This is a genomic window from Mesorhizobium sp. 10J20-29 (assembly GCF_054130485.1).
In genome coordinates, this window is record NZ_CP199156.1 from 818,699 (window position 1) to 844,210 (window position 25,512).

The 25,512-nt window shown below is 63.8% G+C and carries 23 protein-coding genes and 1 tRNA gene; 15 read left to right on the top strand and 9 right to left on the bottom strand.

Translation table 11 applies throughout. The features are described from left to right. Window positions 1-157 precede the first annotated feature (157 nt). Window positions 158-781 (top strand): hypothetical protein, encoded by a 624-nt coding sequence (locus tag ACT2BZ_RS03980; protein WP_457939449.1) that lies wholly within the window; start codon window positions 158-160, stop codon window positions 779-781. Window positions 782-796: 15 nt separating this feature from the next. Here the strand turns inward: ACT2BZ_RS03980 and ACT2BZ_RS03985 are convergent, their stop codons facing one another. Next, the gene (locus tag ACT2BZ_RS03985) at window positions 797-2,074 is read right to left on the bottom strand and encodes a glycosyltransferase (RefSeq protein WP_457939450.1); all 1,278 of its coding nucleotides are present in this window, start codon (window positions 2,072-2,074) and stop codon (window positions 797-799) included. Window positions 2,075-2,084: 10 nt separating this feature from the next. After that, entirely contained in the window at window positions 2,085-3,026 is a 942-nt protein-coding gene (locus ACT2BZ_RS03990) for a GntR family transcriptional regulator (RefSeq protein WP_457939451.1), read from the bottom strand. Here ACT2BZ_RS03990 and ACT2BZ_RS03995 point away from each other — a divergent pair. The 9 genes from ACT2BZ_RS03995 to ACT2BZ_RS04035 all read left to right on the top strand — a co-directional run bounded on the left by ACT2BZ_RS03995 (window position 2,976) and on the right by ACT2BZ_RS04035 (window position 12,018). After that, complete coding sequence (locus ACT2BZ_RS03995; protein ID WP_457939453.1) at window positions 2,976-4,292, top strand: polyamine ABC transporter substrate-binding protein; 1,317 nt, start codon at window positions 2,976-2,978, stop codon at window positions 4,290-4,292. The genes ACT2BZ_RS03990 and ACT2BZ_RS03995 overlap by 51 nt on opposite strands. A 96-nt stretch (window positions 4,293-4,388) precedes the next feature. Beyond that, window positions 4,389-5,234, top strand: coding sequence for an ABC transporter permease (locus tag ACT2BZ_RS04000; protein ID WP_457941214.1), 846 nt, complete (start codon window positions 4,389-4,391; stop codon window positions 5,232-5,234). Next, window positions 5,227-6,018 carry an ABC transporter permease gene (locus ACT2BZ_RS04005; protein ID WP_457939454.1) on the top strand — a complete coding sequence of 264 codons (792 nt, stop codon included), beginning with the start codon at window positions 5,227-5,229 and terminating at the stop codon, window positions 6,016-6,018. The genes ACT2BZ_RS04000 and ACT2BZ_RS04005 overlap by 8 nt, the downstream gene beginning before the upstream one ends. Continuing rightward, window positions 6,015-7,088 carry an ABC transporter ATP-binding protein gene (locus ACT2BZ_RS04010; protein WP_457939456.1) on the top strand — a complete coding sequence of 358 codons (1,074 nt, stop codon included), beginning with the start codon at window positions 6,015-6,017 and terminating at the stop codon, window positions 7,086-7,088. Before ACT2BZ_RS04005 ends, ACT2BZ_RS04010 begins: the two co-directional genes overlap by 4 nt. An 11-nt stretch (window positions 7,089-7,099) precedes the next feature. Further along, entirely contained in the window at window positions 7,100-8,380 is a 1,281-nt protein-coding gene (locus ACT2BZ_RS04015) for a nucleotide disphospho-sugar-binding domain-containing protein (RefSeq protein ID WP_457939457.1), read from the top strand. Continuing rightward, complete coding sequence (locus tag ACT2BZ_RS04020; RefSeq protein WP_457939459.1) at window positions 8,377-8,733, top strand: cupin domain-containing protein; 357 nt, start codon at window positions 8,377-8,379, stop codon at window positions 8,731-8,733. The genes ACT2BZ_RS04015 and ACT2BZ_RS04020 overlap by 4 nt, the downstream gene beginning before the upstream one ends. 29 nt (window positions 8,734-8,762) lie before the next feature. Then, the gene (locus ACT2BZ_RS04025; RefSeq protein WP_457939460.1) at window positions 8,763-9,107 is read left to right on the top strand and encodes a cupin domain-containing protein; all 345 of its coding nucleotides are present in this window, start codon (window positions 8,763-8,765) and stop codon (window positions 9,105-9,107) included. 41 nt (window positions 9,108-9,148) lie between these two features. Next, entirely contained in the window at window positions 9,149-10,657 is a 1,509-nt protein-coding gene (locus tag ACT2BZ_RS04030) for an aldehyde dehydrogenase family protein (protein ID WP_457939461.1), read from the top strand. 17 nt (window positions 10,658-10,674) lie between these two features. Next, window positions 10,675-12,018, top strand: coding sequence for a glutamine synthetase family protein (locus ACT2BZ_RS04035; RefSeq protein ID WP_457939463.1), 1,344 nt, complete (start codon window positions 10,675-10,677; stop codon window positions 12,016-12,018). 175 nt (window positions 12,019-12,193) lie between these two features. Here ACT2BZ_RS04035 and ACT2BZ_RS04040 read toward each other — a convergent pair. From ACT2BZ_RS04040 to ACT2BZ_RS04050, 3 genes are all read right to left on the bottom strand, one after another. Beyond that, window positions 12,194-12,268, bottom strand: a tRNA-Glu gene (locus tag ACT2BZ_RS04040). Between the two features lie 174 nt (window positions 12,269-12,442). Beyond that, a complete protein-coding gene (locus ACT2BZ_RS04045; RefSeq protein WP_457939465.1) occupies window positions 12,443-12,868 on the bottom strand; it encodes a VOC family protein in 426 nt (141 codons plus the stop codon). Further along, the gene (locus ACT2BZ_RS04050) at window positions 12,865-13,242 is read right to left on the bottom strand and encodes a fimbrial protein (RefSeq protein ID WP_457941215.1); all 378 of its coding nucleotides are present in this window, start codon (window positions 13,240-13,242) and stop codon (window positions 12,865-12,867) included. The genes ACT2BZ_RS04045 and ACT2BZ_RS04050 overlap by 4 nt, the downstream gene beginning before the upstream one ends. 23 nt (window positions 13,243-13,265) lie before the next feature. Between ACT2BZ_RS04050 and ACT2BZ_RS04055 the strand changes: the two genes are divergently transcribed. Both ACT2BZ_RS04055 and rpoH read left to right on the top strand, forming a co-directional pair. Then, window positions 13,266-14,294, top strand: coding sequence for an RluA family pseudouridine synthase (locus tag ACT2BZ_RS04055; protein ID WP_457939467.1), 1,029 nt, complete (start codon window positions 13,266-13,268; stop codon window positions 14,292-14,294). 186 nt (window positions 14,295-14,480) lie between these two features. Further along, window positions 14,481-15,392: an RNA polymerase sigma factor RpoH gene (gene rpoH / locus ACT2BZ_RS04060; RefSeq protein ID WP_457939468.1), complete on the top strand. Its 912-nt coding sequence runs from the start codon at window positions 14,481-14,483 to the stop codon at window positions 15,390-15,392. Window positions 15,393-15,468: 76 nt separating this feature from the next. On the opposite strand, the gene ACT2BZ_RS04065 is transcribed toward rpoH, so the two are convergent. From ACT2BZ_RS04065 to ACT2BZ_RS04080, 4 genes are all read right to left on the bottom strand, one after another. Next, the gene (locus ACT2BZ_RS04065; RefSeq protein ID WP_457939469.1) at window positions 15,469-17,049 is read right to left on the bottom strand and encodes a glycosyltransferase; all 1,581 of its coding nucleotides are present in this window, start codon (window positions 17,047-17,049) and stop codon (window positions 15,469-15,471) included. Window position 17,050: 1 nt separating this feature from the next. Further along, complete coding sequence (locus ACT2BZ_RS04070; protein WP_457939470.1) at window positions 17,051-19,168, bottom strand: glycosyltransferase; 2,118 nt, start codon at window positions 19,166-19,168, stop codon at window positions 17,051-17,053. A gap of 241 nt (window positions 19,169-19,409) precedes the next feature. Further along, a complete protein-coding gene (locus ACT2BZ_RS04075; RefSeq protein ID WP_457939471.1) occupies window positions 19,410-19,775 on the bottom strand; it encodes a cell division protein ZapA in 366 nt (121 codons plus the stop codon). A gap of 4 nt (window positions 19,776-19,779) precedes the next feature. Continuing rightward, window positions 19,780-20,052 (bottom strand): DUF4164 domain-containing protein, encoded by a 273-nt coding sequence (locus tag ACT2BZ_RS04080; RefSeq protein WP_457939472.1) that lies wholly within the window; start codon window positions 20,050-20,052, stop codon window positions 19,780-19,782. Between the two features lie 262 nt (window positions 20,053-20,314). Between ACT2BZ_RS04080 and tkt the strand changes: the two genes are divergently transcribed. The 3 genes from tkt to ACT2BZ_RS04095 all read left to right on the top strand — a co-directional run bounded on the left by tkt (window position 20,315) and on the right by ACT2BZ_RS04095 (window position 25,508). Then, on the top strand, window positions 20,315-22,306 hold the full coding sequence (gene tkt, locus ACT2BZ_RS04085; protein ID WP_457939473.1) for a transketolase: 1,992 nt from the start codon (window positions 20,315-20,317) through the stop codon (window positions 22,304-22,306). A 144-nt stretch (window positions 22,307-22,450) separates the two neighbouring features. Then, entirely contained in the window at window positions 22,451-23,461 is a 1,011-nt protein-coding gene (gene gap / locus ACT2BZ_RS04090; protein WP_457939474.1) for a type I glyceraldehyde-3-phosphate dehydrogenase, read from the top strand. Between the two features lie 166 nt (window positions 23,462-23,627). After that, window positions 23,628-25,508, top strand: coding sequence for a potassium/proton antiporter (locus ACT2BZ_RS04095; RefSeq protein WP_457939476.1), 1,881 nt, complete (start codon window positions 23,628-23,630; stop codon window positions 25,506-25,508). The last annotated feature ends 4 nt before the right edge of the window (window positions 25,509-25,512 follow it).

Consider the following 25,512-nt stretch of genomic DNA (forward strand, 5'->3'; position numbering starts at 1 on the left):
GTGCACGTGTCTCGCGCGCTCATCCCGCTGAGGCGGCAGCTTGCTTCAAACATTCAGGGTGTTAGGCTTTCGTACGCAATTGCCGGGCGCCTCGCATCTGCCTGCAGTCGATGTGGCCGCTCACCTTCAGCGCAGGCTGCACCGCGGGAGATCCAAAATGACCCAGAAGAACACCTCAGGCGACGGCGAATTCACCTATCGCGAACGCGAGGCCGTGGCGGTTTTCGATACCGAGGCCGCGCTCAACGATGCCGTCGACGAGTTGATGCAGCTTGGGCTCCGGCAGGCCGACATGAGTGTGCTCGCGCAGGCCGAAACGCTGGCCGGAGCGCATGCCGCGGAGAAACTGGCTGACGAGTCCTCCGCCGGGCGCGGCAACTTCGTCACGCAGGATTCGCGCACCGAGGGCATGGCCTCGCTCGTCGGTGGCCCGGCCTTTCTTGCGGGTCTTGGCGCCGCGCTCGTGATGAGCATGGTAGGTGTCGCCCTTGTCCCGGTCATCGCGGTGGCAGCCGGCGGCACTCTTGCCGGGGGAGGCGTGGGAGCGCTGCTCGCGCGCGCTTATGGCAGGAAGCATGCCGCCTACATCGAACGGCAGATTGCGGCCGGCGGCCTGCTCTTGTGGGTGCACGCGCCAGACGAAAAGCGGGACGACGCGATACTCGATATCATGAAGCGCAATGGCGGCCGCGACGCGCACGTCCACGTCGTCGAGCGGTCCTGGGGCATCGACGAGGTCCCCTTCCACGCTGCCGAACCCGATCCGCTACTGCGCAACTAGCCGCCGTCGCGCCTGTTACAGCAGCCCGAGAATTGCATCTGCCGCCCGCTCGTTGCCTGGCGCGTCGGCCATCCGGCTTGCATTGGCGCGAAGCCTGTCGCGCATGGCAGTGTCGGAAAGCAGCGCATTGATAGCGCTGCCCAGCATTTCGGGTGTCCAATCGTTCCGGTCGAGCCTGCGGCCGACCTGACATTCTTCCGCTCGCAGGGCGTTGTCATGGCCATCCCAGCAATAGGGCATGACGAGCGACGGGACGCCGAAACGAAGCGCCTCGCAAAAGCTGTTGTTGCCGCCGTGGTGGATGAAAAGATCGGCCTTGGCCACGACCGAGGGCTGTGGAAACCAGCTGTCGAGATAGACATTGTCGGGCACTGCCCGATAGGTGTCGCGGAAGCCCCCGACATTGACGAGGAAGCGCGCCGGCAGGGTCGCGAAGACTGCGAGCATCCGCTCGATCAGGCCGACATCCATGGCGCCGAGGCTGCCGAAGCTCATATAGACCAGCGGGCCATCGCTCTTTGGAAAGACCGGCGGATCGAAGGGCCCCTCGGAACGTACGCAGCCCTCGAGATAGACAAATTTGCCGGGCTCAAGAGGTTCGGCACGCTGCCGGCGGACGATTTCGGGCGTCAGCAGCAGGTTGAGCGATGGCGACGCCTCGAGGAACTGCGTCGCCGGCAGCGGCGCGAGCCCGAGTGCCGTTCGAAAACCATTGTAGCGTTCATGTGCCGGCGTCATGGCGGCACGGTAGCGCGCATCGAAATCTGCGCGGCCAGCGCTATTCTCGGCCGCCAGACCCGACAGATAGGGTGGCACTTCCGCATCGGGCAATTCAGTCTCGGCGCAGGAAACGACGCGGATCCATGGCACGCCCGCCGCGGCAATGGCCGGGAACATGACGACATTGTCGAGCACGATGGCGTCCGGCTTCAGCCGCGGCAGCAACTGCCTGAGCGGCGCCTCGGCCTTGATGGCGGTGTCGACGATCGCCTCCCATGTCGGCGCGACATAGGTTTCGATCTGGTCGATCGGCGACAGGCGGAAATGCGGCAGGTGGCGATTGACGAAGCTCTGCCAGTAGGTCTGCCGCTCGCTTTCGGTCAAAGCCTCGTCGGTCGGCAGAGGATATTCCTGGAATCCATAGTCTGCAAACACGCCCGAAAAGCCCGGGTGGCAGATGAAGACCGGTCGTGCGCCGCGCGCGGCCAGGCCCTGAGCAATGGCGACGCAGTTCAGAGCCGCGCCGAAGCTCGCCTCGGGAAACAGCGCAATGGTTGGACGGCTTCTCGGCATCAGGACACCGTCACCGCACCGGACGGCGGATCTTGCCGAACAGCGCCGGCGCGCCACGGTTGGCAGCCCGCGGCCGCTGGCTTCTGGAAAGCCGGAGATGCACGCGCATGAGATCAGCGGCGATCTCGAACTGCCGGGCCTCGAGCTGCTCGATGATCTCCACGTGCTCCCGCATCGACTGGCGAAGCCGGAACACGCTTGCGCCAGGAATGGTGCCGGGCAGCCGGCGCAGACGGTGGTGACCGGCCAGGGCCTCGGCGAGGAACCGATTGGCGGAACCCTCGGCAACCATCGCGTGAAACTCCAGGTCGAGGCGCTGGAACTCGCGGGTATCGAAGGAAGGATCGGGCAGGGCGAGCAGGGCCTCCATGGCGTCTCGCAGCGCCGACGCCCTGTCGCCATCAAGCTGGAACCCGGGCGCAAGGATCGCCGCCGGCTCGAGCACAAGTCGGAAATCATAGCTCTCCGCCAGCGCATCGGGAGCGTCAGGCGCGGGACGGAACAGCCAGGACTGCCCCGGCGCGCGCTCGATGAAGCTCTCGTCGGCCAGTCTTTTTAATGCTTTTAGTACCGTGCCGCGGGAAAAGCCGTACCGTCGGACCAATCCGCTGACGGTGACGGTCTCGTCCAGCCGGCGGGCAGCGCGGTCGCGCAGGACGGCCTCTGCGAGATCGTCCTCCTCGGCCGTCGGCAGGTCGGGCAACGCGGCCTGCTGCGACGACAGGTCGGCTGCCAGACGGTATCCGGCTTCCGGATCGCGTTCAACCAGGCCGCGATCGGCAAGCAGGCGAAGCGCGGCGCGAACGGGCGTTCGCGACACCTTGCAAAGCGATGCGATCTGCTGCTCAGGCAGCCGCGCGCCCTGTTTGAACCCCCGCTGGCGCGCGACATCGAGGATGCTTTGCGCCAGATCGAGATGGTTGGTGCGGGGTTTTCGCGCGGCGGCTTGCATTCGATCTCCAAGGTTGGCCAACAGCCCGGCCCATTTGCGTGGCCCGGCGCAGCGTTCTTCAAATTATGGATTGACGTACTTTTTTCCGCAATAGTACTGTCCAAACAAACGGCAGGGAAAAAGCCGGGGAACAGGGCGGGCGAGTGTCGGAACTCCGGCAGCGGCAGCCTCAACGCATTGCATCCGACGATCAACAAATGGGAGTCCGTCATGACAGCACCGCGCCATTCGTGGAAAACGCATACCTTCGTTCTTGGTGCAGCACTGGCATTCGCCGCGCCTGCCGCCGCCCAGAACCTCGTCATCTCCAACTGGGACGGCTACATGGCGCCTGATGCGATGGATGCGTTCAAGGCCGCCACCGGGGCCTCTGGGGAACTGGTGGTGCACGCGACCAATGAGGAGATCATGGGCAAGCTGATCGCTTCCGGCGGCAAGGGCTATGACGTCGTCTTTGTCTCGTCGCCCTTTGCGGAAGTGTTGAACAATCTCGGACTCGCCGAAACCATCGACCACGCCAAGGTGCCCAACCTGGCCAATCTTTACCCGGAAGCGACGACGCTTTCCTACGATTCAGGCAACACCTTCTCGGTTCCCTATACGTGGGGCACTACCGGGCTTTGCTACCGCTCCGACCTTGTCGATGCTGAGCCTACCTCGTGGTACGATCTTCTGGCGCCGAATGACACCATCAAGGGCAAGACCACGATGCTGGCGACGGACCGCTGGCTGCTCGCGGCCGGTCAGCTGGCCAAGGGTTACTCGGTGAATGAGACCGACCTGGCCAAAATGGCCGAGGTGAAGGACCTGCTTATTTCGGCGAAGGGCACGCTGCTCGCCTATGACGACACTACATTCTATTCCAAGCTGGTTTCCGGAGAAGCGGTGCTGGTGCATGCTTGGGACGGCTGGTGCAACTACGGCATCGGCGAAAACGCCGACATCAAATACGTCATCCCCAAGGAAGGTTCGGACCTCTGGCTCGACACGATGGTGGTGATGAAAGCGTCGGAGAACAAGGACGCCGCATTCCAGTTCATCAACTTCATGCTCGACGCGAAGAACCATGCATGGGCGGCGGAAAACATTCTCTACAAAGTGCCGAACAAGGCGGCCATGGACAGCCTGCCCGCCAGCCTTGCCGAGCAGTATCCCAACATGGGGATGCCGGTCGAGGAGCTGGTCAAATTCGAACTGCTGCGCGATGTCGGGGAATCGCAGCGTAACTATTCACGCATCGTGAGCGAGATCAAGGCCGCCCAGTAACGGTCGCAATTTCAGCTCCGCCGGCGGCGCCAATCGTCGCCGGCAACCTGCACGGTGCCCAGCTTGTCCCAGACAAACACCCGTTCATCCCTGCTGATGGCGCCGGCGCTCGCGTGGTTGACCGCGCTAATGGTGGTGCCGTGCGGGCTGGTGTTGGCACTGGCCTTCTTTCGGCGCGGCATCTACGGCGGCATCGAGTACACCTTCACACTCGAAAACTTCGGTCTGGCATTCGACCCGCTCTATGCGGGAATCTTCCTCAACTCGGCGCGCATCGCCGGCACGGCGACACTGATCGCCGTCGTGATCGGCTATGCCGCAGCCTATGCGATTGCCGCCGCGCCGCGCCGCCTGCAGCCGGTGTTCCTCTTCTTCGCCGTACTGCCCTTCTGGTCGAACTACCTGATCCGGACCTATGCCTGGATCGTTCTTCTCAACCGCGAGGGGCTGCTGACTCAGTTGCTGCGCTGGTTCGGCTATGAGGGTGAGCCGCCGTCACTACTCTATACCGAGGGCGCGGTGATCACGGGGCTTGTCTACAATTACCTGCCCTTCGTGATCCTCGCCTGCTACGCGCCGCTGGCGCGCCTCAATCCGGAGCTTGCCGAAGCCTCGCGCGACCTCGGCGCCTCGGCCATGACGACGTTCCGGCGCGTGATCCTGCCGCTGACGCTGCCCGGCATCGCCGCCGGCGCAGTCTTCGTGTTCGTGCTGTCGATCGGCAATTTCGTGACACCCGCCCTGCTCGGCGGCGGCCGATTCCAGATGATCGGCAACCTCGTCTACGACCAGTTTCTGACCGCCAACGACTGGCCCTTCGGGGCGGCCCTCTCGATGGCGCTCATCGCCATCATGATGCTGCTCCTGACCGTTCAGGCGATGGCTGCCGAGCGTGCATCCGGCCGCGCACGCACAGCCGAGGGAGATGCGGCCCATGGCTGACCGCTCAAAGCCCGGCAGGAGCCCGCTCTGGCTGGTTCTGGCGCTGATCTACGGCTTTCTCTACATCCCGATCGCGGTGCTGGTCGCCCTGTCTTTCAATGAGGGTGGCCTGCCGACCGTGTGGTCCGGTTTTTCGCTGAAATGGTACGGATCGCTCGCCGGCAATAACGAAATCCTGTCGGCCGCTCTCAACACGCTGATTGTGGCGCTGGTCTCCACGGCTATCGCCACGCTGCTCGGCACGCTGCTGGCGCTGGGTATCGAGATGCGTCGCCGTCACGGTCGCGCACTTGAGGCATTGATCTTCGCGCCGATGATCATTCCCGACATCGTGCTTGCCATCGCGCTATTGTCATTCTTCTCGATGCTCAAAATCACCATGGGACTGCACACGATCGTGCTGGCGCATGTGGTGTTCAATCTCGCCTTCGTCTGCTCGGTCGTGCGGGCGCGCCTGAAGAGCTTCGACTGGTCGATCGTGGAAGCGTCCAGCGATCTCGGGGCTTCGGCCACCACCACGTTCCGGCGCGTGACACTGCCGGTCATCCTGCCCGCGGTGATCGCCGGCGCGCTGCTTGCCTTCACCCTGTCGGTCGACGAATTCATCATCGCCTATTTCACAGCCGGCGCCGGCCGCGCCTCGACGACGCTGCCGATGCAGATTTACTCGATGATCCGCTTCGGCATCACGCCTGAGATCAACGCGCTGGCGACCATCGTTATGGCGGTGAGCATCGCCGCGCTGACGCTGTCGCAGCGGCTCAACCGGACGGTTGCGCCATGAGCGATCCGAAAACGCTTCTGTCGATAGACAGCGTCAGCAAGAATTTCGGCAGCGTCGTCGCCGTGGACGGAGTTTCTCTCGACATTCGCGAGAACGAGTTCTTCGCCCTGCTCGGCCCTTCGGGCTGCGGCAAGACCACGCTGCTGCGCGTGCTCGCCGGCTTCGAGGCGCCAAGCGGCGGCAGGCTGCTCCTCGACGGCAAGGATATCGCCAAGATTCCGCCCAACCGGCGGCCGGTCAACCTGATGTTCCAGTCCTATGCGCTGTTTCCGCACATGACGGTGCGCGCCAACATCTCCTACGGCCTGGAAATGGAAAAGCTGCCGGCTGCCGAGATCTGCGGACGGGTGGACGAAATGCTCGCCACCACGCAACTTTCCGAACTCGCGGATCGCAAGCCCGAGCAGCTCTCCGGGGGCCAGAAGCAACGCGTGGCACTGGCTCGCGCGCTGGTAAAGAAGCCACGCCTTCTGCTGCTCGACGAACCGCTCGGCGCGCTCGACAAGAAGTTGCGCGGCGCCATGCAACTGGAACTGAAGCGGCTGCAGGACGAAGTTGGCATCACCTTCGTCATCGTGACCCACGACCAGGAAGAAGCACTGGTGATGGCCGACCGCATGGCGGTGCTGAAGGACGGCCGGCTACTGCAATGCGACACGCCGCACGAAATCTACGAGCACCCGGCAGACCGTTTTGTCGCCGACTTCATCGGCGTGATGAATTTCTGCCCCGGGAAGGCGGGCGCAGATGGCGCGATGAGCACCGAGGGAACACTGCTGAAGGGGACCATGCCCCAGGGCTTGGCCACCGGCGACGCGGCAGTCGCCGCAGTGCGCCCGGAGCGCATCCATATCTTCCCGGCTGAAGGGATCGAGAACCGGACTGGCGGAAAGGTCGCCGCCCTGGCTTATCATGGGCTCGACCTGCAGTTGCACATCCAGACGTCGCTGACCGACAAGCCGTTCCTCGTCCGGGTGACCGCCGATGCCGCCGACCGTCGCCCGATCGGCGTCGGCGACGCGGTCGAGATCGGCTGGTCGGCGGCCGACACGCGCATTTTCAAGGATTGAAGGAGGTATCCATGGCCCAGAAGACGATCGCATTCTTTCCCGAGGCGGCCTTTGGCCCGGCACTCAACTCGGTCGGTATCGCCCAGGCCGTCGAGGCGCGGGGGCACAAGGCAGTATTCCTTTCCGACCCCGGTTTCGTCGACGTCTACAAGGGTTACGGCTTCGAGGCCCATCCGGTGAACCTCTCCGCGCCGATGCCGCCCGAGCAGATGGCGAAATTCTGGGAGGACTTCATCAACGGCCATATCCCGAATTTCCGCAAGTCGCCCTACGATCAGGTCGACAACTACGTGAAGGACTGCTGGACGGCGATCGTCGACAGCGCAAAATGGGCACAGAAGGATCTGCCCGGCGTGCTGGCGAAGATCGACCCGGACCTGATCTGCGTCGACAACGTGATCCTGTTCCCGGCCATCAAGCAGTACGGCAAGCCGTGGGTACGCATCATCTCCTGCTCGGAAAACGAGATCGAGGATGAGGGCATCCCGCCGCATCTGTCTGGCTGCGGCGAACACGATCACGCTTGCCACGCGAAGTATCGCGAACACTTCAACGCCGTGATCAAGCCGATCCATGACGACTTCAACGCGTTCCTGATGGCAAACGGCGAAGCGGCCTACCCGGTTGGGCAGTTCTTCGAGGCGTCGCCCCATCTCAACCTGCTGCTCTATCCGGAGGCTGTGAAGTTCAGCCGCGGGAAACCGCTCGATCCGGGGCAGTTCCAGTATCTCGAGGGCTGCGTGCGCAAGGAGGCGCCCTATACGGTGCCAACCTTTGCCAAGAACAATGACGGGCCACTGCTCTATGTCTCGTTCGGCTCGCTCGGCGCCGGCGACACCGCGCTCCTGAAGCGCATCATCTCGGCGCTGGCCGGGACGCGCTACCGCGCGCTCGTCAATGTCGGGGACTACAAGGGCGAGTATTCAGACGTGCCCGGCAATGTGATCATCGACAGCTGGTTTCCGCAGCCATCGGTGATCTCGCAGATCGATGCGGTGATCCACCACGGCGGCAACAACTCCTTCACCGAGTGCCTCTATTTCGGCAAGCCGGCGATCATCATGCCCTATGTCTGGGACGGCCACGACAATGCCACCCGCGTCCAGGAAACCGGACACGGCTTCAAGATGCCGCGCTATGACTGGAGCGATGCCGAACTCGTCGCGAAGATCGAGACCTGCCTGACCGATCCGGCGATGCAGAAGAAGCTCGCCGCCACCTCGGCACAGATGCAGGCGCAGAACGGTCCTGAAAAGGCCGCCGGCCTGCTTGAAGGGCTGCTCAGGGCATGACCATGTCTTCCGCACCGCATCTCTACCAGGCGTCGACGCGCTCGGACCTGGTGGACTGGGGCGTCCAGCCCGACGCGCTGGAGGGCGCGTCGCATTCGAGCGGCAGGCTGGTGCACAAGGGGCCGGATAACCGTCCCGAATGCGGCATCTGGGTGTGCACGCCGGGCCGCTGGCGGCTGACGATACCGCGCGACGAACTCTGTCACTTCGTCGCCGGCCGGGCGAGCTACCGTTCGGATGCCGGCGAGACGGTCGAGGTGACAGCGGGAACGGTTGTCCTGTTTCCGGCCGGCTGGACGGGCGAATGCACCGTCCATGAGACAATGCGCAACATCTACATGCTGGCGGCATGAGCCGCACCAACCCAAGGAAGACATACGACATGACAACACCCGTGATGCAATCGCCGCTCGCCATCACCGACCTCGTCGACTGGGGTGTGATCCCGACGATGATCGAGGGACAGTCGCGTACCTCGGGCAAGCTGCTGCACAAGGGCCCGGACGGGCAATCCGAATGCGGGCTTTGGGTCTGCACGCCCGGCAAGTGGAAGTGTCACGTGACGCGCGACGAATTCTGCCACTTCCTCGAGGGCCGCTGCACCTACGTCCACGAGTCCGGCGAGGTAATCGAGATCGTGCCCGACACGGCGGCCTTTTTTCCGCAGGACTGGAGGGGCGTCTGCACCGTCCACGAGACGATCAAGAAGGTCTACATGATCCGCTGAGCGGGCTCCGTGGACACGCACTCACGCAAGGCGAGACCGAAATGAGCTTTTCAAGCGACCAGCCGAGCTACTTCGTCAATCCCCGCTTCATCGCCATGTCGGGCGCGCAGAGCCCGGTGATCGATCCGGCAACGCTGGAAACGGTCGGCGCCACCGCGGCCGCGAACGAGGCAGAGATCGACGCCGCGCTGACCGCCGCAACGGAGGCGCAGGCGGGCTGGAAGAAGCTCGATGCAAAGAGCCGGGCGCGGCATCTGCACGCCGTCGCCAACGCCATCGAGGCCGCCGACTTCACGCGTTGCGCCGAACTGATGGTGCGCGAGATGGGCAAACCCTATCCGGAGGCGATCGGCGAGATCGCCAATTGCGCCGCCATCTTCCGCTATTACGCGGAGATGGCGCGCGACGAGGCAGGCAAGATCGCCGGCACGACCCAGGCCGGCTCGTTCCAGTATGCGCGCTACGAGCCCTATGGCGTGTCGGTGCATATCATGCCCTACAATTTCCCGATCCTCTTGATGTGCTGGACGGTGGCTGCCTCGCTTGCGGCGGGCAATGCCTGCATCGTCAAGCCGGCGGAGGCCACGACGCTGTCAACGCTCGACTATATGAGCGTCTTTCGCAGCCTGCCGGAAGGGCTCGTCTGCTGCCTGCCGGGCGGCGCCGAAACCGGCAAGGCGCTTGTCGAGTCCGACCGCACCCACGCCGTCGCCTTTACGGGGTCAGTCGCCGCGGGCAAGGCGGTGGCGGTAGCTTGCGCCGAGCGCATGAAGCCCTGCGTCATCGAGGCCGGCGGCAGCGATCCGCTGATCGTCTCGGCGCATGCACCGCTCGAAATTGCCGCCGCCGGCAGTGTGACTGCCGCTTTTCATCTCACCGGGCAGGTCTGCACCTCGGCCGAGCGCTTTTTCGTCGTCGACTCCGTGCACGATCTTTTCGTCGAGCTGTTCGCTGAGAAGACGCGAGCCCTCAGAATCGGCAATGGTCTCGGCAAGACGGAAATCGGCCCGCTGGTCAGCGAAGCGGCGCGCGCCAAGGTGATGCGGCTGGTCGACAATGCGGTTGCCCAAGGCGCTACGGCCGTGACGGGCGGCCGCATCCCGCCGGCGCACAATGTCGGCTGGTTCTACGAGCCCACCATCCTGACCGGCGTAACGCCCGAGATGGCGATCTGCCGCGAGGAGTGCTTCGGGCCGGTGGCCGCGATCTGCAGGGTAAAGGATTTCGACGAGGCGATCCGGCTTGCCAATGACAGCCCCTTCGGGCTCGGCGCCTCGATCTTCACCACCGACCTTGCCGAGGCGCACGAGGCCGCCGAGCGGCTCGAGGCCGGCATGGTCTGGGTCAACAATCCGCTGATCGACAACGACGCGCTGCCCTTCGGGGGCTGGAAGGCCTCCGGGCTCGGCCGCGAACTCGGCCGCCAGGGTCTGGATGCTTTCCGCCGCTCGAAAATGGTGATTATTGACCACAAGCCTTCGGTGCAGGAATGGTGGTATCCCTATCCCGACGAATGGTTTCGCGAATCCGGAGGACGAAAGCATGCCTGAGACGCTGGTCCTCCATCATGAATGACGCTGCCGGCTGGCTGGCGCAACACGGCATCCGCGAGGTGGAGTGCCTCGTCCCCGACATGAACGGGTACCTGCGCGGCAAGGTCCTGCCCGTCGACAAGTTCCTGAAGGCGATCGACGGCGCGCCGCTCTACATGCCGACCAGCGTCCTGCTGGTCTGCGCCGACGGTCGCTACTCAGGTTCGCTCGACCAGGCATTTGCGTTTGGCGATCCGGACATGCAGATCGTGCTGGACCTCGACTCGCTGTGCCTGTCTCCGGGCAGCCAGCCGCGCCGAGCCCTGGTGATCGCCGATGCGTGCTATCCGGCTGACCGCTTGTGGAGCGCCCTGCCCCGGACACTTCTGAAATCGGTTCTGTCGCTCTATGCCGAAAAGGGCTGGCGGGCAGTCGTCGCGCCGGAGCTCGAATTCTACCTGACAGCGCCCAATCCCGATCCTCGCGACCCTCTCGTCGCGCCGACGTCTGCGGCCGGCCGGCAGGAGCGCTCGCAGAATCCTTACGACATGGAGGCGCTTGCGGCGTTTGGGCCCGTGACGCGCCGCATCTTTGAGCATTGCGCGATTGCCGGCGTTGACGTCGATACGCTTAGCCACGAAACCGGCTCCGCGCAGATCGAGGTCAATCTTCTGCACGGTGATCCGCTCAAGCTCGCCGACCAGGTCGTAATGTTCAAGCGCATCGCTCGCGATGCGGCACTGACGCAAGGCATGCATGCCACCTTCATGGCCAAGCCCACCGACGCTCAGCCGGGAAGCGCGATGCATCTGCATGTGTCGCTGACCGACGCGGCGGGGGACAATCTGTTTGCTGACGCCGACGGCATCGATACGCCGATGTTCCGCCACTTCATGGGCGGCCTGCAGAAATACGTGCCCGAAGCGCTGCCTCTGTTTGCCCCGAGTGTGAATTCCTACCGGCGAATTCGGCCCAATCACAGCGCACCCGCCAATGTCGAATGGTCGCACGACAATCGCTCCTGCGGCCTGCGCGTGCCGAACGCCGGGCGCGATGCACGACGCGTCGAGAACCGGCTGCCCGGCGCCGACGCCAACCCCTATCTGGCCATCGCCGCCACGCTGCTGTGCGGCTATCTCGGCGTCGAAGAGCGTCTGGAACGTTCACCCGAAGCACTTGGCAACGTCTATCTGGCGCCGAGCACCTTGCCACGGTCGATGCTGCATGGTCTGGAGCGCCTCGCCGCCTGCGAACCCGTGCGGGACTTGCTGGGGGAGGACTTCATGAAGATCTTCCTGCGCGTGAAAGACCGGGAACTCGACGCGTTCGACACTGTCGTGACGGCCTGGGAACGTGAGCATCTGCTGCTGAAGGCTTGACGGCCTTAGGTAAGGCCAACCTGCCGCCGGAATGAAGCCTGTACCGCAGCAGCGACCGCATATCCGCCCTTGATGGGAAGCCGCGATGCGGACACATCCGTCCGGAAGTAAATTGCTTCGCAGGGACGGCGCGACACCGTCCAATGGCAACATCCAACGATTTCAAAGGATTGATTGGTACGCCCAAGGGGAATCGAACCCCTGTTCCCGCCGTGAGAGGGCGGTGTCCTGACCGCTAGACGATGGGCGCGCCGGCAAGAAGTGGCGATATAGGCTGGCGGGCGTACAAATGCAACATCGCTTTTCGAGGAATTGTGCCGTCGCCGGGCTGGCGACGCAGCTACCCGGCGCGGCCGGGCCATCCGCACAATGTGCATAGCCGGCTTTGCCTCAAGGCGCGATCAGGGCGTCGATCAAGTGCGGCTCAGGTGCGCCGCTTCGGCTCGATCAGGTCCCACAGATTGCCGTAGAGGTCGCTGAACACCGCCACCGTGCCATAGGCCTCACGGCGCGGTTCCTCTTTGAAGGTCACCCCCTTGGCGAGCATGGCTGTGTGATCGCGGGAAAAATCATCGGTCTCCAGGAACAACGCCACACGTCCGCCGGCCTGGTCGCCAATGCGCGCTGCCTGTCGCTCGCCTTCGGCCTTCGCAAGCAGCAGCCGCGCTCCGCCCTCGCCTGGTTCAAGCGTCACCCAGCGTTTGCCACTGCCAAGATCGACGTCCTCGACAGGGGCAAAGCCGATCCGGTCGCAATACCAGGCGATTGCCTCGTCATAGTCGGAAACCAGCAGCGCAACCGTGGCCAGCCGTCGCGGGGCGCCTGCGTCCGACTTCTGCGCCTTCGTCATGGCTGGCTGATGGCCAGCCGGCCGATCATGCGCCGTTCGGCGAAATCGTAGACGAAGATCGCGCGGCTGCCGCCAGCAAGCGCGGCGTCGATGGCGACCCGGTTTCCCGACAGCGATTGCGAGACGATCCTGGCGCCGGCCGGCAGCGCGATCTCTGCTTCCACCATTCCCTCGGGCGAAGGAATGTCGCCGCCGGCGACGCTCGCTGGCTCCAGAGACCGCGATTTGTAGACAACCGCTCCCACCACCGCCATAAGGGCGAGAAACAGCAGGGCAAGATTGATGCCGACGAAACGAACCAGCTTCCTGCGCACCTTCTCGACCGCGGGGTCGAGCGGCTTTTCCTCTTCGTCGTCGAATTTCGGCTTTGTCATGTCCATTCCGGTTGTCCTGCCCGATGCGCGATCCTGATAGCGAAGCCGACGACGGATTGATAGTCTTCGAGGCCGGAGCCGATGCCGTCGGGCTGCGCCTCGACCAGTGGCTGACGCGCGAACTCGGCGGCGACTACTCGCGCAGTCGCATCCAGGCGCTGATCCGCCAGGGTGCAGTTTCGATCGGCGGCGTCCCCGTCACCGAGACCAAGCGCAAACTGGCGCCAGGCGACAGCGTCCAGGTCGCCCTGCCCGAAGCCGAACCGCCCGAACCCGAGGGCGAGGACATTCCGCTCGACATTCTCTACGAGGACGCCGAACTCATCGTCATCAACAAGCCGCCTGGACTGGTCGTCCATCCAGGCGCCGGCAACTGGTCGGGCACGCTGGTCAACGCACTGATCCACCATTGCGGCGACAGCCTGTCGGGCATCGGCGGCGTCAAGCGGCCGGGTATCGTCCACCGTCTCGACAAGGACACCAGCGGCGTCATGGTGGCGGCAAAGACCGACCGCGCGCACCACGCCCTGTCGCGTGCCTTTGCCGATCATGGACTGTCCGGCGAGCTCGAGCGCGCCTATGTCGCGCTCGTCTGGGGCGCACCACCCAAAAAGTCGGGAACCATCGACGCACCGCTCGGTCGTGCCGCCGACCGGGTCAGGCGCGCCGTGGTGCCGGAGGGCCGCAACGACGCCCGCCATGCGGTCACCCGCTACACCGTGCTCGAGCACTTCGAGCCGAAGCCGGACAATACCGCCACCGTCTCGCTTGTCGAATGCCGGCTGGAAACCGGACGAACGCACCAGATCCGCGTTCACATGGCGCACATCCATCATCCGGTCGTCGGTGACCAGGACTACGGCATGGCCTTCCGCACCAAGGCTAATCGCCTCCCCGAACCGTTGAAAACGATGACGAAGGATTTTCCGCGCCAGGCCCTGCACGCGAAACTTCTTGCCTTTGCCCATCCGGTCACGGGTGAGATCATGCGTTTTGAGGCGGATATGCCGGCGGACATGCAGGCGCTTGTCGTGGCCTTTCGCAAACTTTGATCTGAGATTCAGATAAGTTGACTGTTGTTGTTCACTTTGGCGTGACACACTGTTCGATATTGAACAAAACCCTGTCTTTTCCCGTTTTGTTCCTATATATATCGGTTGTTCCGGAAGCGCGTTTCAGCGGCCGGAACGGATGCCCGCCACAATTTGGGGGCAATGTTGAGAGAGGAGGGCGCTGTTATGGCCCAGTCACTACCCAGTATTGTTTCAGGCGAAGGCGGCCTCAGCCGCTACCTGGAAGAAATCCGCCGTTTCCCGATGCTTCAGCCGCAGGAAGAGTACATGCTCGCCAAGCGGTACCAGGAGCATGAGGATACAGGCGCGGCCCACAAGCTCGTCACCAGCCACCTTCGGCTCGTCGCCAAGATCGCCATGGGCTATCGCGGCTACGGACTGCCGATCGGCGAAGTGATTTCCGAGGGCAATGTCGGCCTTATGCAGGCCGTCAAGAAATTCGAGCCGGAGCGCGGTTTCCGTCTGGCTACCTATGCGATGTGGTGGATCAAGGCCTCGATCCAGGAGTATATCCTGCGCTCGTGGAGCCTTGTGAAGATGGGCACGACCGCCAACCAGAAGCGGCTGTTCTTCAATCTCCGCAAGGTCAAGGGCAAGATCCAGGCGCTGGACGACGGCGACCTGAAGCCGGACCAGATCGCCGAGATCGCCACCAGGCTGAACGTCAGCGAGGCGGAAGTCGTCTCGATGAACCGCCGCCTGTCGGGCGACGCCTCGCTCAACGCGCCGATCCGTGCGTCCGAGGGCGAGTCCGGCGAATGGCAAGACTGGCTGGTCGACGATCACGACAGTGCCGAGACCATGCTGATCGAGCAGGACGAGCTGGAAAACCGGCGCGGCATGCTGTCGGGCGCGCTCGACGTGCTCAACGAGCGCGAGCGCCGCATCTTTGAGGCGCGCCGCCTGTCCGACGACCCGATGACGCTTGAGGAATTGTCGGGCGAGTTCGACATCAGCCGCGAGCGCGTGCGCCAGATCGAGGTGCGCGCCTTCGAGAAGGTTCAGGACGCCGTCAAGGCCGCCGCCAAGCGGCAGGCACAAGCGCTGCGCACCATCGACGCGCAGCCGGCAGCCTGACGCCAGCCAAGGCATCTCCTAGAAAGTTCAACCGCGCCGGTTCATCCCGGCGCGGTTTTCGCTTGGAGCGCAGGCTTCACCACGGAACGTGCAGGATCTCGACCCGCGGCAAACCAAGCGGCCTGACGCCGAGGTCCTTTGCCAGCACGCCGAAACCTTCGGTCTCGACCAGGTCCTTGTAGGGCTCTTCGGGGAACACCAGGCCGCCCCGGTGAAGTGCCGCATCCACCAGCAGCATGGTGCCGCCAACGCCGTCGAGGTCGATGCGATCCAGGTGACGCACGTCGCTCAGTACGCGCCGGCCTTGGTAGTGGGCCGACGGCTGGTGCAGCCCGGCGCGCATGTCGCGGTAATAGCGGTGATCGCGTGGTGCCGGCACACTGACAAAACTGTTGTGATCGAAGCTGCCACCGTTGGGATACAGCACACAGTTGGGCACCACGATCCGCCGACCCGTTCCGATCAGCGTCTCGATGACATCGTCCGGGAACCGCCAGACGTCGATGTCGATCCAAAGCGCCCAGTCATCGCTGTCATCCAGCCCGTTCTCGATGATGTGATTCCGGACCTTAGCGAGACCCGTGCGCCGGACGCGCTGCAGGCCGCGCTTGTGGCGGCCCTTGCGGTCCACGCGCGTCCCGACACACTTCTGGAGCAGCACGATATCGCGGAACCGATGCCTCAGCGGCTCGACCGCAGACTGCAGCTTTTCCCAGCTCCCGTCGGAGCTGTCTCCCTCGCAGAAGACCAGCTTTATGCGCTCGCAGGGATAGTCCTGGCCCTGCAGCAGGTCGAGAAACGGTCCGATGTGCTCGCTCGCGTCACGCAGCGGCACCAGAACGGCAATGTTTCCACCCTCCGGCGGCACCCGTCCGAGCACTTCAGGGTCGACGCCAGCTCTGGCCTCCTCGAGGCTGAGTTGCGCTCCCCGGGTCGCCAGGTAGGTCGCGCGGTAGAACAGGCGCTTCAGCTTGTTCAGGAGTCTCGGGTGGGATGCACTTTCCAGCCATGTCCCTGCCCAATGGTGAACGGAGAGCGACTCTCCCCCCACGTCGGTCGAACCCGATGCGTTCAGCCCCTTGTTGTCGAGCGGCGCGAAGAGCGCCGGCGGATGGATCGCCAGCGCTGACTGGTCGAGATAGCTGATCTGCGCCGAAGTCAGAACGCAGGGGCCCGTCGCATCCAGCACATCCTTCGATCCGGCGAGCCCCGGCAGATAAGATGCCAGATGCAACCAGAACGGATGGCCGGCAGGGCTGGCCATCGTTCCGTTGAACAGCAGGTGCGTCATGCCGCGATACGGAATGTGCATGGGCAGGTGCGCAGCCGGTTCATGGCAAAGCACGACCCTCTCCTCGTCCATGATCTGGGCGAAGGGAGCCACGCACTCGCAGTCGAGATCTGCATAGACCCCGCCGAAGTGGTGCAGCAGCAGGTAGCGGGCAGCGTCCGCGCGTTCGATGCCGGCCGGATAGCTGCAGAAGGTCTGCAGGAAATCGGGATAGTGCTTGCCGACAAACGCCAGCAGCGTCCGGTCGGTCCAGAACATGCGCCTCCAGCCCGGATTGTGTTCCAGCCAGCTGTCCGACCATCGCCTGAACTTGTCGGGAATCTCGTCGGTCTTCCAGGTCTGATGCAGGATGGGCGGGATCATCATCTCAATCCTTGTCTGCTTCGGCGAGGCCTAGCCCATCCCGGACAGCCTGGCGGATCGTCTCCGGACCAAAACTCTCCATCACCCTCTCCCGCGCTGCCTGCCGCTGCCGCTCCAACACTTCCGGTTTTGAGCACAAGTCGATGATCGCCTGCGCAACCTCTTCGTCCGACTGAGCCGCAACGATCTCGATGCCCTCGACCAAACCATGACCTTCCGCCGCAAGCGGAGTGGCGACCACTGGCAGTCCCCAGGCCATCGCCTCCAGAATCTTGATACGCGTCCCGCCGCCGCACGAAAGCGGAATGACGCTCAGATGGCCCCGCCGGAAGATGTCCGACAGATCTGCTGGGTCAGCGATGACATCCACCAGGTCGGGCTGAGCAAGTGCCTCCACTGATGCGGCCGGAGAGCGACCGGCAAGAATTAGCCGAGCGGTCGGGAACGACTGCCTGACGCGTGGCAGGATGGTCGATGCCAGCCTGCCGGACGCCTCGACATTCGGCGGATAGGACAAGTGTCCGACAAAGACCATCACCGGGAAGCCCTGGCCGTGCCCCGGGAGGGCATCGAGGCTAGCCGGAATTGCCGAGGACCTCGGAATCCCGTTTGGAACGATGTCGACAGGAATGTTCACGTCGACCAGCGAAAGCAGCCGTTGGCGGTCGTCCTCGGAACAGATCCAGACGCGGTCAACCATCTTCAAGGCCGCGGCTTCGAGCGCGCCGATGCTTTCCGCTTCGCTGCGCCGCAAGACGCCAAACAGGCCGCGCCCTCGTCCTGCTGCAATCTGCGCCGCGAGGTCGGACTCAATATTGTGCATGTCGAGAATGACCTTCGGCACCAGCGGACGGATATGGCGGAGCAACGGAAAGAGCGGAATTCCCTCCACCAGTACGGTATCCGGGCGAAAATCCCTAACCTGGTCGAGCAGGCGTTCGAGAAGCCGCCGCGAGAGGCGAACCTCGATGTCGGCGGTGCGCCGAGCCACCGGCCGGCCTCGCTGCTCTCCCGAAACGCTGAGGGAATGCGTCTCCACCCGGGAAACGGGAGCCGCCCCGCCCAAGGGGTGCACCGATACGAGCCTGACTTGACCAAGTTCGGCAGCTGCCACGGCATTCTGAAAGTTCCTCAAATCCGCTCCCGACACGGGCGGGTTCGCGGGATCGACGGTGAGGACAAGCGTCCGGGGCGATGTCGCTGCGCGTGGGGCCGGATTTGCGGCGTCGCCTGATCTCAACCCCGCCCTGATACGCGACATGTACTGCATGACCTTTAGGCGGTGACCCAGGCCTCCCCGCGTCCGCGCCACACGCATCATTCCGGCCGCCTCGCCGTAGCGCCCCCGGAGCATCAACTGCCGCGCGATCCGCAGGGCGAGCCACGCCTTGCGCCGCTGCAGCACCTGGAGATCGATGTTGTGGCACGCCAGCCTGTCAAGTTCGCGCGAAAGGCCAAGCAATACCTTGCGCGGTTCGGTTACGAAGCGCCGCGCCATGCGGTCCTCGTCGATATTGTAGGCCAGAAGCGGTGCGTCGATCGTCACCACCGAGACCTTGGTCAGCAGTGCCGCCCAGTAGCACGTATCCTCGTCAAGCATGGTCCGCTCCGGAAACCGTACGGAGGCGGTAGCTGCCGCGGAAACCAGCGCGCTTCCCATCGTGATGGAGCGCAACTTGTTCTCCAGATAGCGCTGCGCATTGACCAGGCGGTCGGACGAGTAGTCGCCGGGTAGCTTGATCTTGTCCCCCCGGCTGCTGCGGTGGATCGAGGCACCGATCGCCAGTTCCGCGCCTGAATTCCGTTGCAGGGCTTGATGCAGCAGGGTCAACCCGCGGTCGATCAACTGGTCGTCGGCATCGAGATAGAATACGTGGTCGCCCTTGACCTTGGCCAGCCCCGCATTCCGGGCAGCGCCCGGGCTTGCGACATCGACAAGCATCGCCTCCAGCGGCAGGCCCAGCCTTCGCGCCGCCGCCAAGGCGATGTTCGCAGTGCCATCAACCGACGCATCGTCGACCAGGATAATTTCGCCGATCAAATCTCTGTCCGGCACCAGGCTCTCGAGCGTCGCACCAATCGTGTGGGCCGCGTTCAGCGCCGGGATGACGACCGAGATCATGCTCAACTCTGGTTCTGGCAACTGTTCTGGCGAATGCCGATCCCGAGACGAACCAGCGATTTGGTCGGGTCGATGACTACCACAGGAAGATCGAAATTCCAGCCGATGCAATGAATTCGCAATGCGATCAGATGTGCTCCCTTGCTGATTGCCGTTGCCTGGGCTCAAACAGCGCAGCAGCCTTGGGCGCCCGGCACCGTCGCTTCGGCCCGATCGACGCTGCCTCGTGCGGACTCCGCTTCTAGCCCGCCTTTACCGCCAGCTTCTCGGCAAGAGCTTCCATCCGCTGCGCGAGTCCGCCCAGCGCGCCGGTCAGCGCGGCGTCGTTCTTGTCGGCCTTGGTGAGCGCGTCATCGCGCGTCTTGCGCAGCGTCGCCACCTCGCTTTCCATGCCCATCATCCGCTTTTGAAGTTCGGAGAGTTCGTCCATCACCATGATGCCGGCCATCACGGTCAGTCGCTGGTCACCGATCTCGCCGAAGGATTCCTTCAGGTGCGAGACGTAGCGGTCGAAGCGCAGCGCCAGCTCCATGAGGTGCTCTTCCTGGCCTTCGTCACAGGCCATGCGATAGGCCTTGCCGTCGATGGTGACTGTTACCTGGGCCATTTCACTACCTGTCCAGCACGGCGCGGATGGTTTCCATCGCTGTCACCAGCCGTCGCGACACTTCCTTGTTGGCGTCCTCGAGACGTTCGCTGCGCGCCTCGGCGCCGTCGAGTTCCTGCGCCAGCCGCGCCCGGTCGGCGTTCAGGCGCTGGACTTCCGCGTCTGCTTCCGAATAATCCTGCTCGCGCTCCAGCCGGACAGTGGCGGCATGCTCGAGCACATCGATAGCCTTGCCCAGCCGGGCAATGACTTCCTTTAATGTTGCATCCCCGGTCATGGCACCCGTTTTGCTCCCGCCCATCACCGAATCGTTCGCGTTCAGAACGCCTTATAAGCGAAACATTAGGCACCGTGTGAATTTGGCGTCAATAAAGCTCTTGACGCTGTCCCCCGCATTCCGAACGCTGGCAGGCAGAATCAATGTCGCTACGGCTACTTTGGCGGTCCGGATTCATTGACAGCAGCCTGCCGCCTGCTATTTGAAGCCCGTTTCCGACGCAGTCTACTTGTCCCGAAAACCTGAATTGGCGGTAATTTTCATGACCGATCGCAAGCAGCATGACCGGATGGCCAACGCAATCCGTTTCCTCTCCATGGACGCGGTTCAGAAGGCAAACTCCGGCCACCCCGGCCTGCCGATGGGCGCAGCCGACATAGCGACGGTCCTCTACACCCGCTTTCTCAAGCACGATCCGAAGAATCCGCACTGGCCCGACCGCGACCGTTTCGTGCTGTCGGCCGGCCACGGCTCGATGCTGCTCTATTCGCTGATGTATCTCAGCGGCTACGAAGACATCACCATCGACGAGATCAAGAACTTCCGCATGCTTGGCTCGAAGACCGCCGGCCACCCGGAATACGGGCACGCCGCCGGCATCGAGACGACCACTGGCCCGCTCGGCCAGGGCGTCGCCAATGCTGTCGGCATGGCGCTTGCCGAACGCATCCTGAACGCCTCCTTCGGCGACGCGCTGGTCGATCACTATACCTATGTGCTGGCCGGCGACGGCTGCCTGATGGAAGGCATCTCGCAGGAGGCCATTGCGCTTGCCGGACATCTCAAGCTCAACAAGCTGATCGTCTTGTGGGACAACAACGACATTTCCATCGACGGCAACATCTCGCTTGCCGATTCCACCGACCAGGTCGCCCGCTTCCAGGCTTCCGGATGGAACGCCAGCCACATCGACGGCATGGACCCCGAGGCGATCGCCTACGCCATCGAGGCGGCGCGCCATTCCGACAAGCCGACCATGATCGCCTGCAAGACCACCATCGGGTTCGGCGCCCCGACCAAGGCCGGCACCAACAAGGCACATGGCTCGCCGCTGGGTGCCGACGAGATTGCCGGTGCGAGACAATTCTTCGGCTGGGATTCCGAGCCCTTCGTCGTGCCCGCCGATGTCCTTGAAGCCTGGCGCGCCAGTGGCAAGGCCTCGGTGTCCAAGCGCACCGACTGGGAAAAGCGCCTCGCCGCAGCCGAGACCGGCATTCGCAGCGAGTTCGAGCGCCGGATGCGCGGCGACCTGCCGAAGAACTTCGACAGCGTCATCGCCGACTACAAGAAGCAGCTCGCCGCCGACAAGCCCAAGGTCGCCACCCGCAAGTCGAGCGAAATGGCGCTAGAGGTCATCAACGGCGCGGTGCCGGAGACCATCGGCGGCTCGGCCGACCTAACCGGCTCCAACAACACCAAGACCAGCCAGACCAAGCCGATCGCTCCCGGCCACTACGGCGAACGCTATGTCCACTACGGCATCCGCGAACACGGCATGGCCGCAGCCATGAACGGCATGGCCGTGCATGGCGGCGTCATCCCCTATTCCGGCACCTTCCTGTGCTTCTCGGATTACGCCCGCCCGGCAATGCGGCTCGCCTCGCTGATGGGCATCCGGTCGATCTTCGTCATGACCCATGATTCCATAGGCCTCGGCGAAGACGGCCCGACCCACCAGCCGGTCGAGCATCTTGCCGCGCTGCGCGCCATTCCCAACCACATCGTCTTCCGCCCGGCCGACGCGATGGAAGCCGCCGAATGCTGGCAGATTGCACTGGAGAGGACCAAGACGCCGTCGACCATCGCGCTGACCCGCCAGAACCTTCCGGCCGTGCGCACCGAATACGTCGCGGAGAACCTCTGCGCCAAGGGTGCCTACGAACTCGCCGCCGCAGACGGCAAGGCTGCCGTGACGATCTTTGCCACGGGCTCCGAAGTAGAGATCGCCCTTGCCGCGCGCACCGCGCTGCAGGAGCACGGCCATCCGACCCGCGTCGTTTCCGTTCCCGCCTTCGAACTCTTCGAGGAGCAGAGCGACGAGTACAAGGCAAGAATCCTGGGCGACGCCCCAGTCAAGATCGCCATCGAGGCGGCCATCCGCATGGGCTGGGACCGCTTCATCGGCGCCGACGGAATCTTCATCGGCATGCATGGCTTTGGTGCCAGCGCCCCGATCGAACAGCTCTACCCGCATTTCGGCATTACCGCCGAGGCGACCGTCAAGGCGGCCGAGGCACGGCTTCACAAGAAGTGAAGCCGGCGTCGCTGCGGTCCACAGACTGCTAGCTAGGCAAGGACCTAATCGATTTAGGCCAACGGCGTTCCCGGCTGGATTATTTCGGTCGGCGCCGCTATGAAGCTGCGAGCCCTCCAGCCCGCGTCCCCCAGGGAGATCACCATGACCGTAAGAGTTGCCATCAACGGATTCGGCCGCATCGGCCGCAACATCGTCCGCGCCATCTACGAATCCGGCCGCACCGACATCGACATCGTTGCCGTCAACGATCTCGGCCCGGTCGAGACCAACGCCCACCTTCTGCGCTACGACAGCGTGCATGGCCGCTTCCCGCATGAAGTGACCGTCGACGGCGACTCCATCGCCATCGGCAAGGAAAAGTTCAAGGTCACCGCAATCAAGGATCCATCGCAGCTGCCGTGGAAGGAGCTCGGCATCGACATTGCGCTCGAATGCACCGGCATCTTCACAGCACGCGACAAGGCCGCCGCCCATCTCGACGCCGGCGCCAAGCGCGTCATCGTCTCAGCACCGTCCGACGGCGCCGACCTGACCGTCGTCTACGGCATCAATCACGACCAGCTGACCAAGGACCACATCGTCATTTCGAACGCGTCCTGCACCACCAACTGCCTCGCCCCGCTTGCTGCGGTGCTGCACGAGACAGTCGGCATCGAAAAGGGCATGATGACGACGATCCATTCCTACACGGGCGACCAGCCGACGCTGGATACCATGCACAAGGATCTTTACCGCGCCCGCGCCGCCGCCCTGTCGCAGATCCCGACCTCGACAGGTGCTGCCAAGGCCATCGGCCTGGTGCTGCCGGAACTTAAGGGCAAGCTCGACGGCATCTCGATCCGCGTGCCGACCCCGAACGTCTCGGTCGTCGACCTGAAGTTCATCGCCAAGCGTTCGACCACCGTCGAGGAAATCAACAACGCGGTGATTGCCGCCTCGAAGGGCAAGCTGAAGGGCGTGCTGGCCGTCACCCACCACCCGAATGTCTCGATCGACTTCAACCATGATCCGGCCTCGTCCACCATGGCGCTCGACCAGACCAAGGTGATGGACGGCAATTTCGTCTCGGTTCTGTCCTGGTACGACAACGAATGGGGCTTCTCCAACCGCATGGCCGACACCACCGTCGCCTTCGGCAAGACCATCGCCTGACCGGTCCGACATCGGTTCTGAAACGCCCGGCTTCGGCCGGGCGTTTTCGTTCGTGCTGAATCTTCGTCGGCGCGGCACAAAATCGCCCTGTCTGGTTGCGCGACGCCTTGTCTTCGCCGCACTGTAACGACAACGCAGAAATGGCAATTGGAGGGGCAAGGGCCGCATGTATTATACGGTCTATCTCGTAACGTTGGTCGGTACCGGGCTGGTGCTCGCCGCCGCGTTCTCGAGTCTTGTCGCCTTCCGTTTCGGCGCGCCGTTGCTGCTGCTCTTTCTCGCCCTCGGATTGGCCGCCGGGGCCGATGGTCTCGGCATTCAGTTCGACAATGCAGGCGTCGCCTATTTCATAGGGTCGCTGGCGCTCGCAGCCATCCTTTTCGATTCCGGTTTCGGCACGCCACTCTCGGCGTTGCGCCAAGCCGCCCTGCCCGCGCTCTCGCTGGCCACCATCGGCGTCGGCCTGACCACCGGCCTGTTCGGCGTTGCGGCCTTCTACCTGACCGACTTCAACTGGCTTGAGTCGCTTCTTCTTGGTGCTGCCGTCGCGTCGACCGACGCCGCTGCCGTGTTCTTCCTGCTGCGCGTCGGCAATGTCCGGCTGCGCGACCGCGTTCGCTCGACGCTTGAAATCGAGTCCGGCTCCAACGACCCGATCGCCATCTTCCTGACCATAACTTTTGTCGAGATCATCGCGCTCGGCCAGGACCCTGTCGCGGAAGTGCTGATCACCGACCTGATCCTTGGCTTCATCGCCAATATGGGCATCGGCGCCATCGTCGGCATCCTCGGCGGCCTCGCCATCAGCCGGCTGGTCGACAAGCTGAACCTTGAACACGGTCTGCTGCCGATTTTCGTCCTGACACTGTCGCTTCTGGTTTTCGCCTTTGGCGGCGCCATCGGTGGCTCGGGCTTCCTCGCTGTCTACCTTGCAGGACTTGTCGCCGGCAATTCCTCCATCCGCGGCGAGGCCCTGCTGAAGCGTTTCCAGGACGGTGTTTCATGGCTTGCGCAGATCATCATGTTCCTGGTGCTCGGCCTCTTCGCGACGCCTTCACAGTTCCTTCCCATCCTGCCGGTGTCAGTCGGCCTCGGCCTGTTCCTGATCTTCATAGCCCGGCCCATCGCGGTTTGGTTCTGCCTGATCCCCTTCCGTTTCCCGCGCCAGGAGACCGCCTTCATCTCGTGGGTCGGCCTGCGCGGCGCCGTCTCCATCCTGCTTGCCATCACGCCGCTGCTGGCCGATCTGGAGCATGGCCGTACCATGTTCAACATGGCCTTCATCATCGTGCTGGTGTCGCTCATCGTTCAGGGCTGGACCATCGGTCCGCTGGCCAGGCGGCTCGGCCTGATTGTTCCGCCGCGCATCGGTCCGCTCGAGAAAGTCGAGCTTGAATTGCCGGGCTCGGCGCATCACGAACTCCTCGCCTACACGGTCGTAGCCGGCAGTCCGGTGGCGCGCGGCGAGCGCATCCCGCGCTGGGCGCGTCCGTCGCTCGTTGTCCGCGAAGGCCGATCGATGAAGTACCAGGATGCGGGGCGTTTGGTCGCCGGCGACCATGTCTACATCTTCGTGCCCGACCGCTATCCGCGCCTGCTCGACCGCCTGTTCGCCAGCCCGACAGAAGTCAGCCCCGACGACGCCGATTTCTTCGGCGCCTTCGCGCTCGATCCCACGCATATGGCCAGCGAACTGGAGGACAACTACAGCCCCGGCCTCACGGATCCCGAGCTGAAGCTGAACATCGGCCAGCTGATCCTGCAACGCCTCGGCGGTCGGGCCGAATATGCAGACCGCGTCACCATCGGCCCGATCGAACTCATCGTGCGGGACGTCGACGACAGCGGCAGGATCGTCAGTGTTGGCCTTTCCTTCGAGCCCACCCCGCAGCTCACCAGCATCCCTCCCTTCCTCAGCCCGACCGAGTTCGCCGACCGCATACGCCAGCTTGTCGCGGGCTGGCGCCGGCGCCGCCGTGGCGAAGATGTGGAACCGACATCCGAGCGCATCGATGACCAGGATACCTACAACAGCCGGGGCAACTAGCGCC

Bases quoted from the DNA above. Each gene is read 5' to 3' on its own strand.
- ACT2BZ_RS03980 (WP_457939449.1), top strand. From the start codon at position 158: ATGACCCAGAAGAACACCTCAGGCGACGGCGAATTCACCTATCGCGAA.
- ACT2BZ_RS03985 (WP_457939450.1), bottom strand. From the start codon at position 2,074: ATGCCGAGAAGCCGTCCAACCATTGCGCTGTTTCCCGAGGCGAGCTTC.
- ACT2BZ_RS03990 (WP_457939451.1), bottom strand. From the start codon at position 3,026: ATGCAAGCCGCCGCGCGAAAACCCCGCACCAACCATCTCGATCTGGCG.
- ACT2BZ_RS04000 (WP_457941214.1), top strand. From the start codon at position 4,389: ATGGCGCCGGCGCTCGCGTGGTTGACCGCGCTAATGGTGGTGCCGTGC.
- ACT2BZ_RS04005 (WP_457939454.1), top strand. From the start codon at position 5,227: ATGGCTGACCGCTCAAAGCCCGGCAGGAGCCCGCTCTGGCTGGTTCTG.
- ACT2BZ_RS04010 (WP_457939456.1), top strand. From the start codon at position 6,015: ATGAGCGATCCGAAAACGCTTCTGTCGATAGACAGCGTCAGCAAGAAT.
- ACT2BZ_RS04015 (WP_457939457.1), top strand. From the start codon at position 7,100: ATGGCCCAGAAGACGATCGCATTCTTTCCCGAGGCGGCCTTTGGCCCG.
- ACT2BZ_RS04020 (WP_457939459.1), top strand. From the start codon at position 8,377: ATGACCATGTCTTCCGCACCGCATCTCTACCAGGCGTCGACGCGCTCG.
- ACT2BZ_RS04025 (WP_457939460.1), top strand. From the start codon at position 8,763: ATGACAACACCCGTGATGCAATCGCCGCTCGCCATCACCGACCTCGTC.
- ACT2BZ_RS04030 (WP_457939461.1), top strand. From the start codon at position 9,149: ATGAGCTTTTCAAGCGACCAGCCGAGCTACTTCGTCAATCCCCGCTTC.
- ACT2BZ_RS04035 (WP_457939463.1), top strand. From the start codon at position 10,675: ATGAATGACGCTGCCGGCTGGCTGGCGCAACACGGCATCCGCGAGGTG.
- ACT2BZ_RS04045 (WP_457939465.1), bottom strand. From the start codon at position 12,868: ATGACGAAGGCGCAGAAGTCGGACGCAGGCGCCCCGCGACGGCTGGCC.
- ACT2BZ_RS04050 (WP_457941215.1), bottom strand. From the start codon at position 13,242: ATGACAAAGCCGAAATTCGACGACGAAGAGGAAAAGCCGCTCGACCCC.
- ACT2BZ_RS04055 (WP_457939467.1), top strand. From the start codon at position 13,266: ATGCGCGATCCTGATAGCGAAGCCGACGACGGATTGATAGTCTTCGAG.
- rpoH (WP_457939468.1), top strand. From the start codon at position 14,481: ATGGCCCAGTCACTACCCAGTATTGTTTCAGGCGAAGGCGGCCTCAGC.
- ACT2BZ_RS04065 (WP_457939469.1), bottom strand. From the start codon at position 17,049: ATGATGATCCCGCCCATCCTGCATCAGACCTGGAAGACCGACGAGATT.
- ACT2BZ_RS04070 (WP_457939470.1), bottom strand. From the start codon at position 19,168: ATGATCTCGGTCGTCATCCCGGCGCTGAACGCGGCCCACACGATTGGT.
- ACT2BZ_RS04075 (WP_457939471.1), bottom strand. From the start codon at position 19,775: ATGGCCCAGGTAACAGTCACCATCGACGGCAAGGCCTATCGCATGGCC.
- ACT2BZ_RS04080 (WP_457939472.1), bottom strand. From the start codon at position 20,052: ATGACCGGGGATGCAACATTAAAGGAAGTCATTGCCCGGCTGGGCAAG.
- tkt (WP_457939473.1), top strand. From the start codon at position 20,315: ATGACCGATCGCAAGCAGCATGACCGGATGGCCAACGCAATCCGTTTC.
- gap (WP_457939474.1), top strand. From the start codon at position 22,451: ATGACCGTAAGAGTTGCCATCAACGGATTCGGCCGCATCGGCCGCAAC.
- ACT2BZ_RS04095 (WP_457939476.1), top strand. From the start codon at position 23,628: ATGTATTATACGGTCTATCTCGTAACGTTGGTCGGTACCGGGCTGGTG.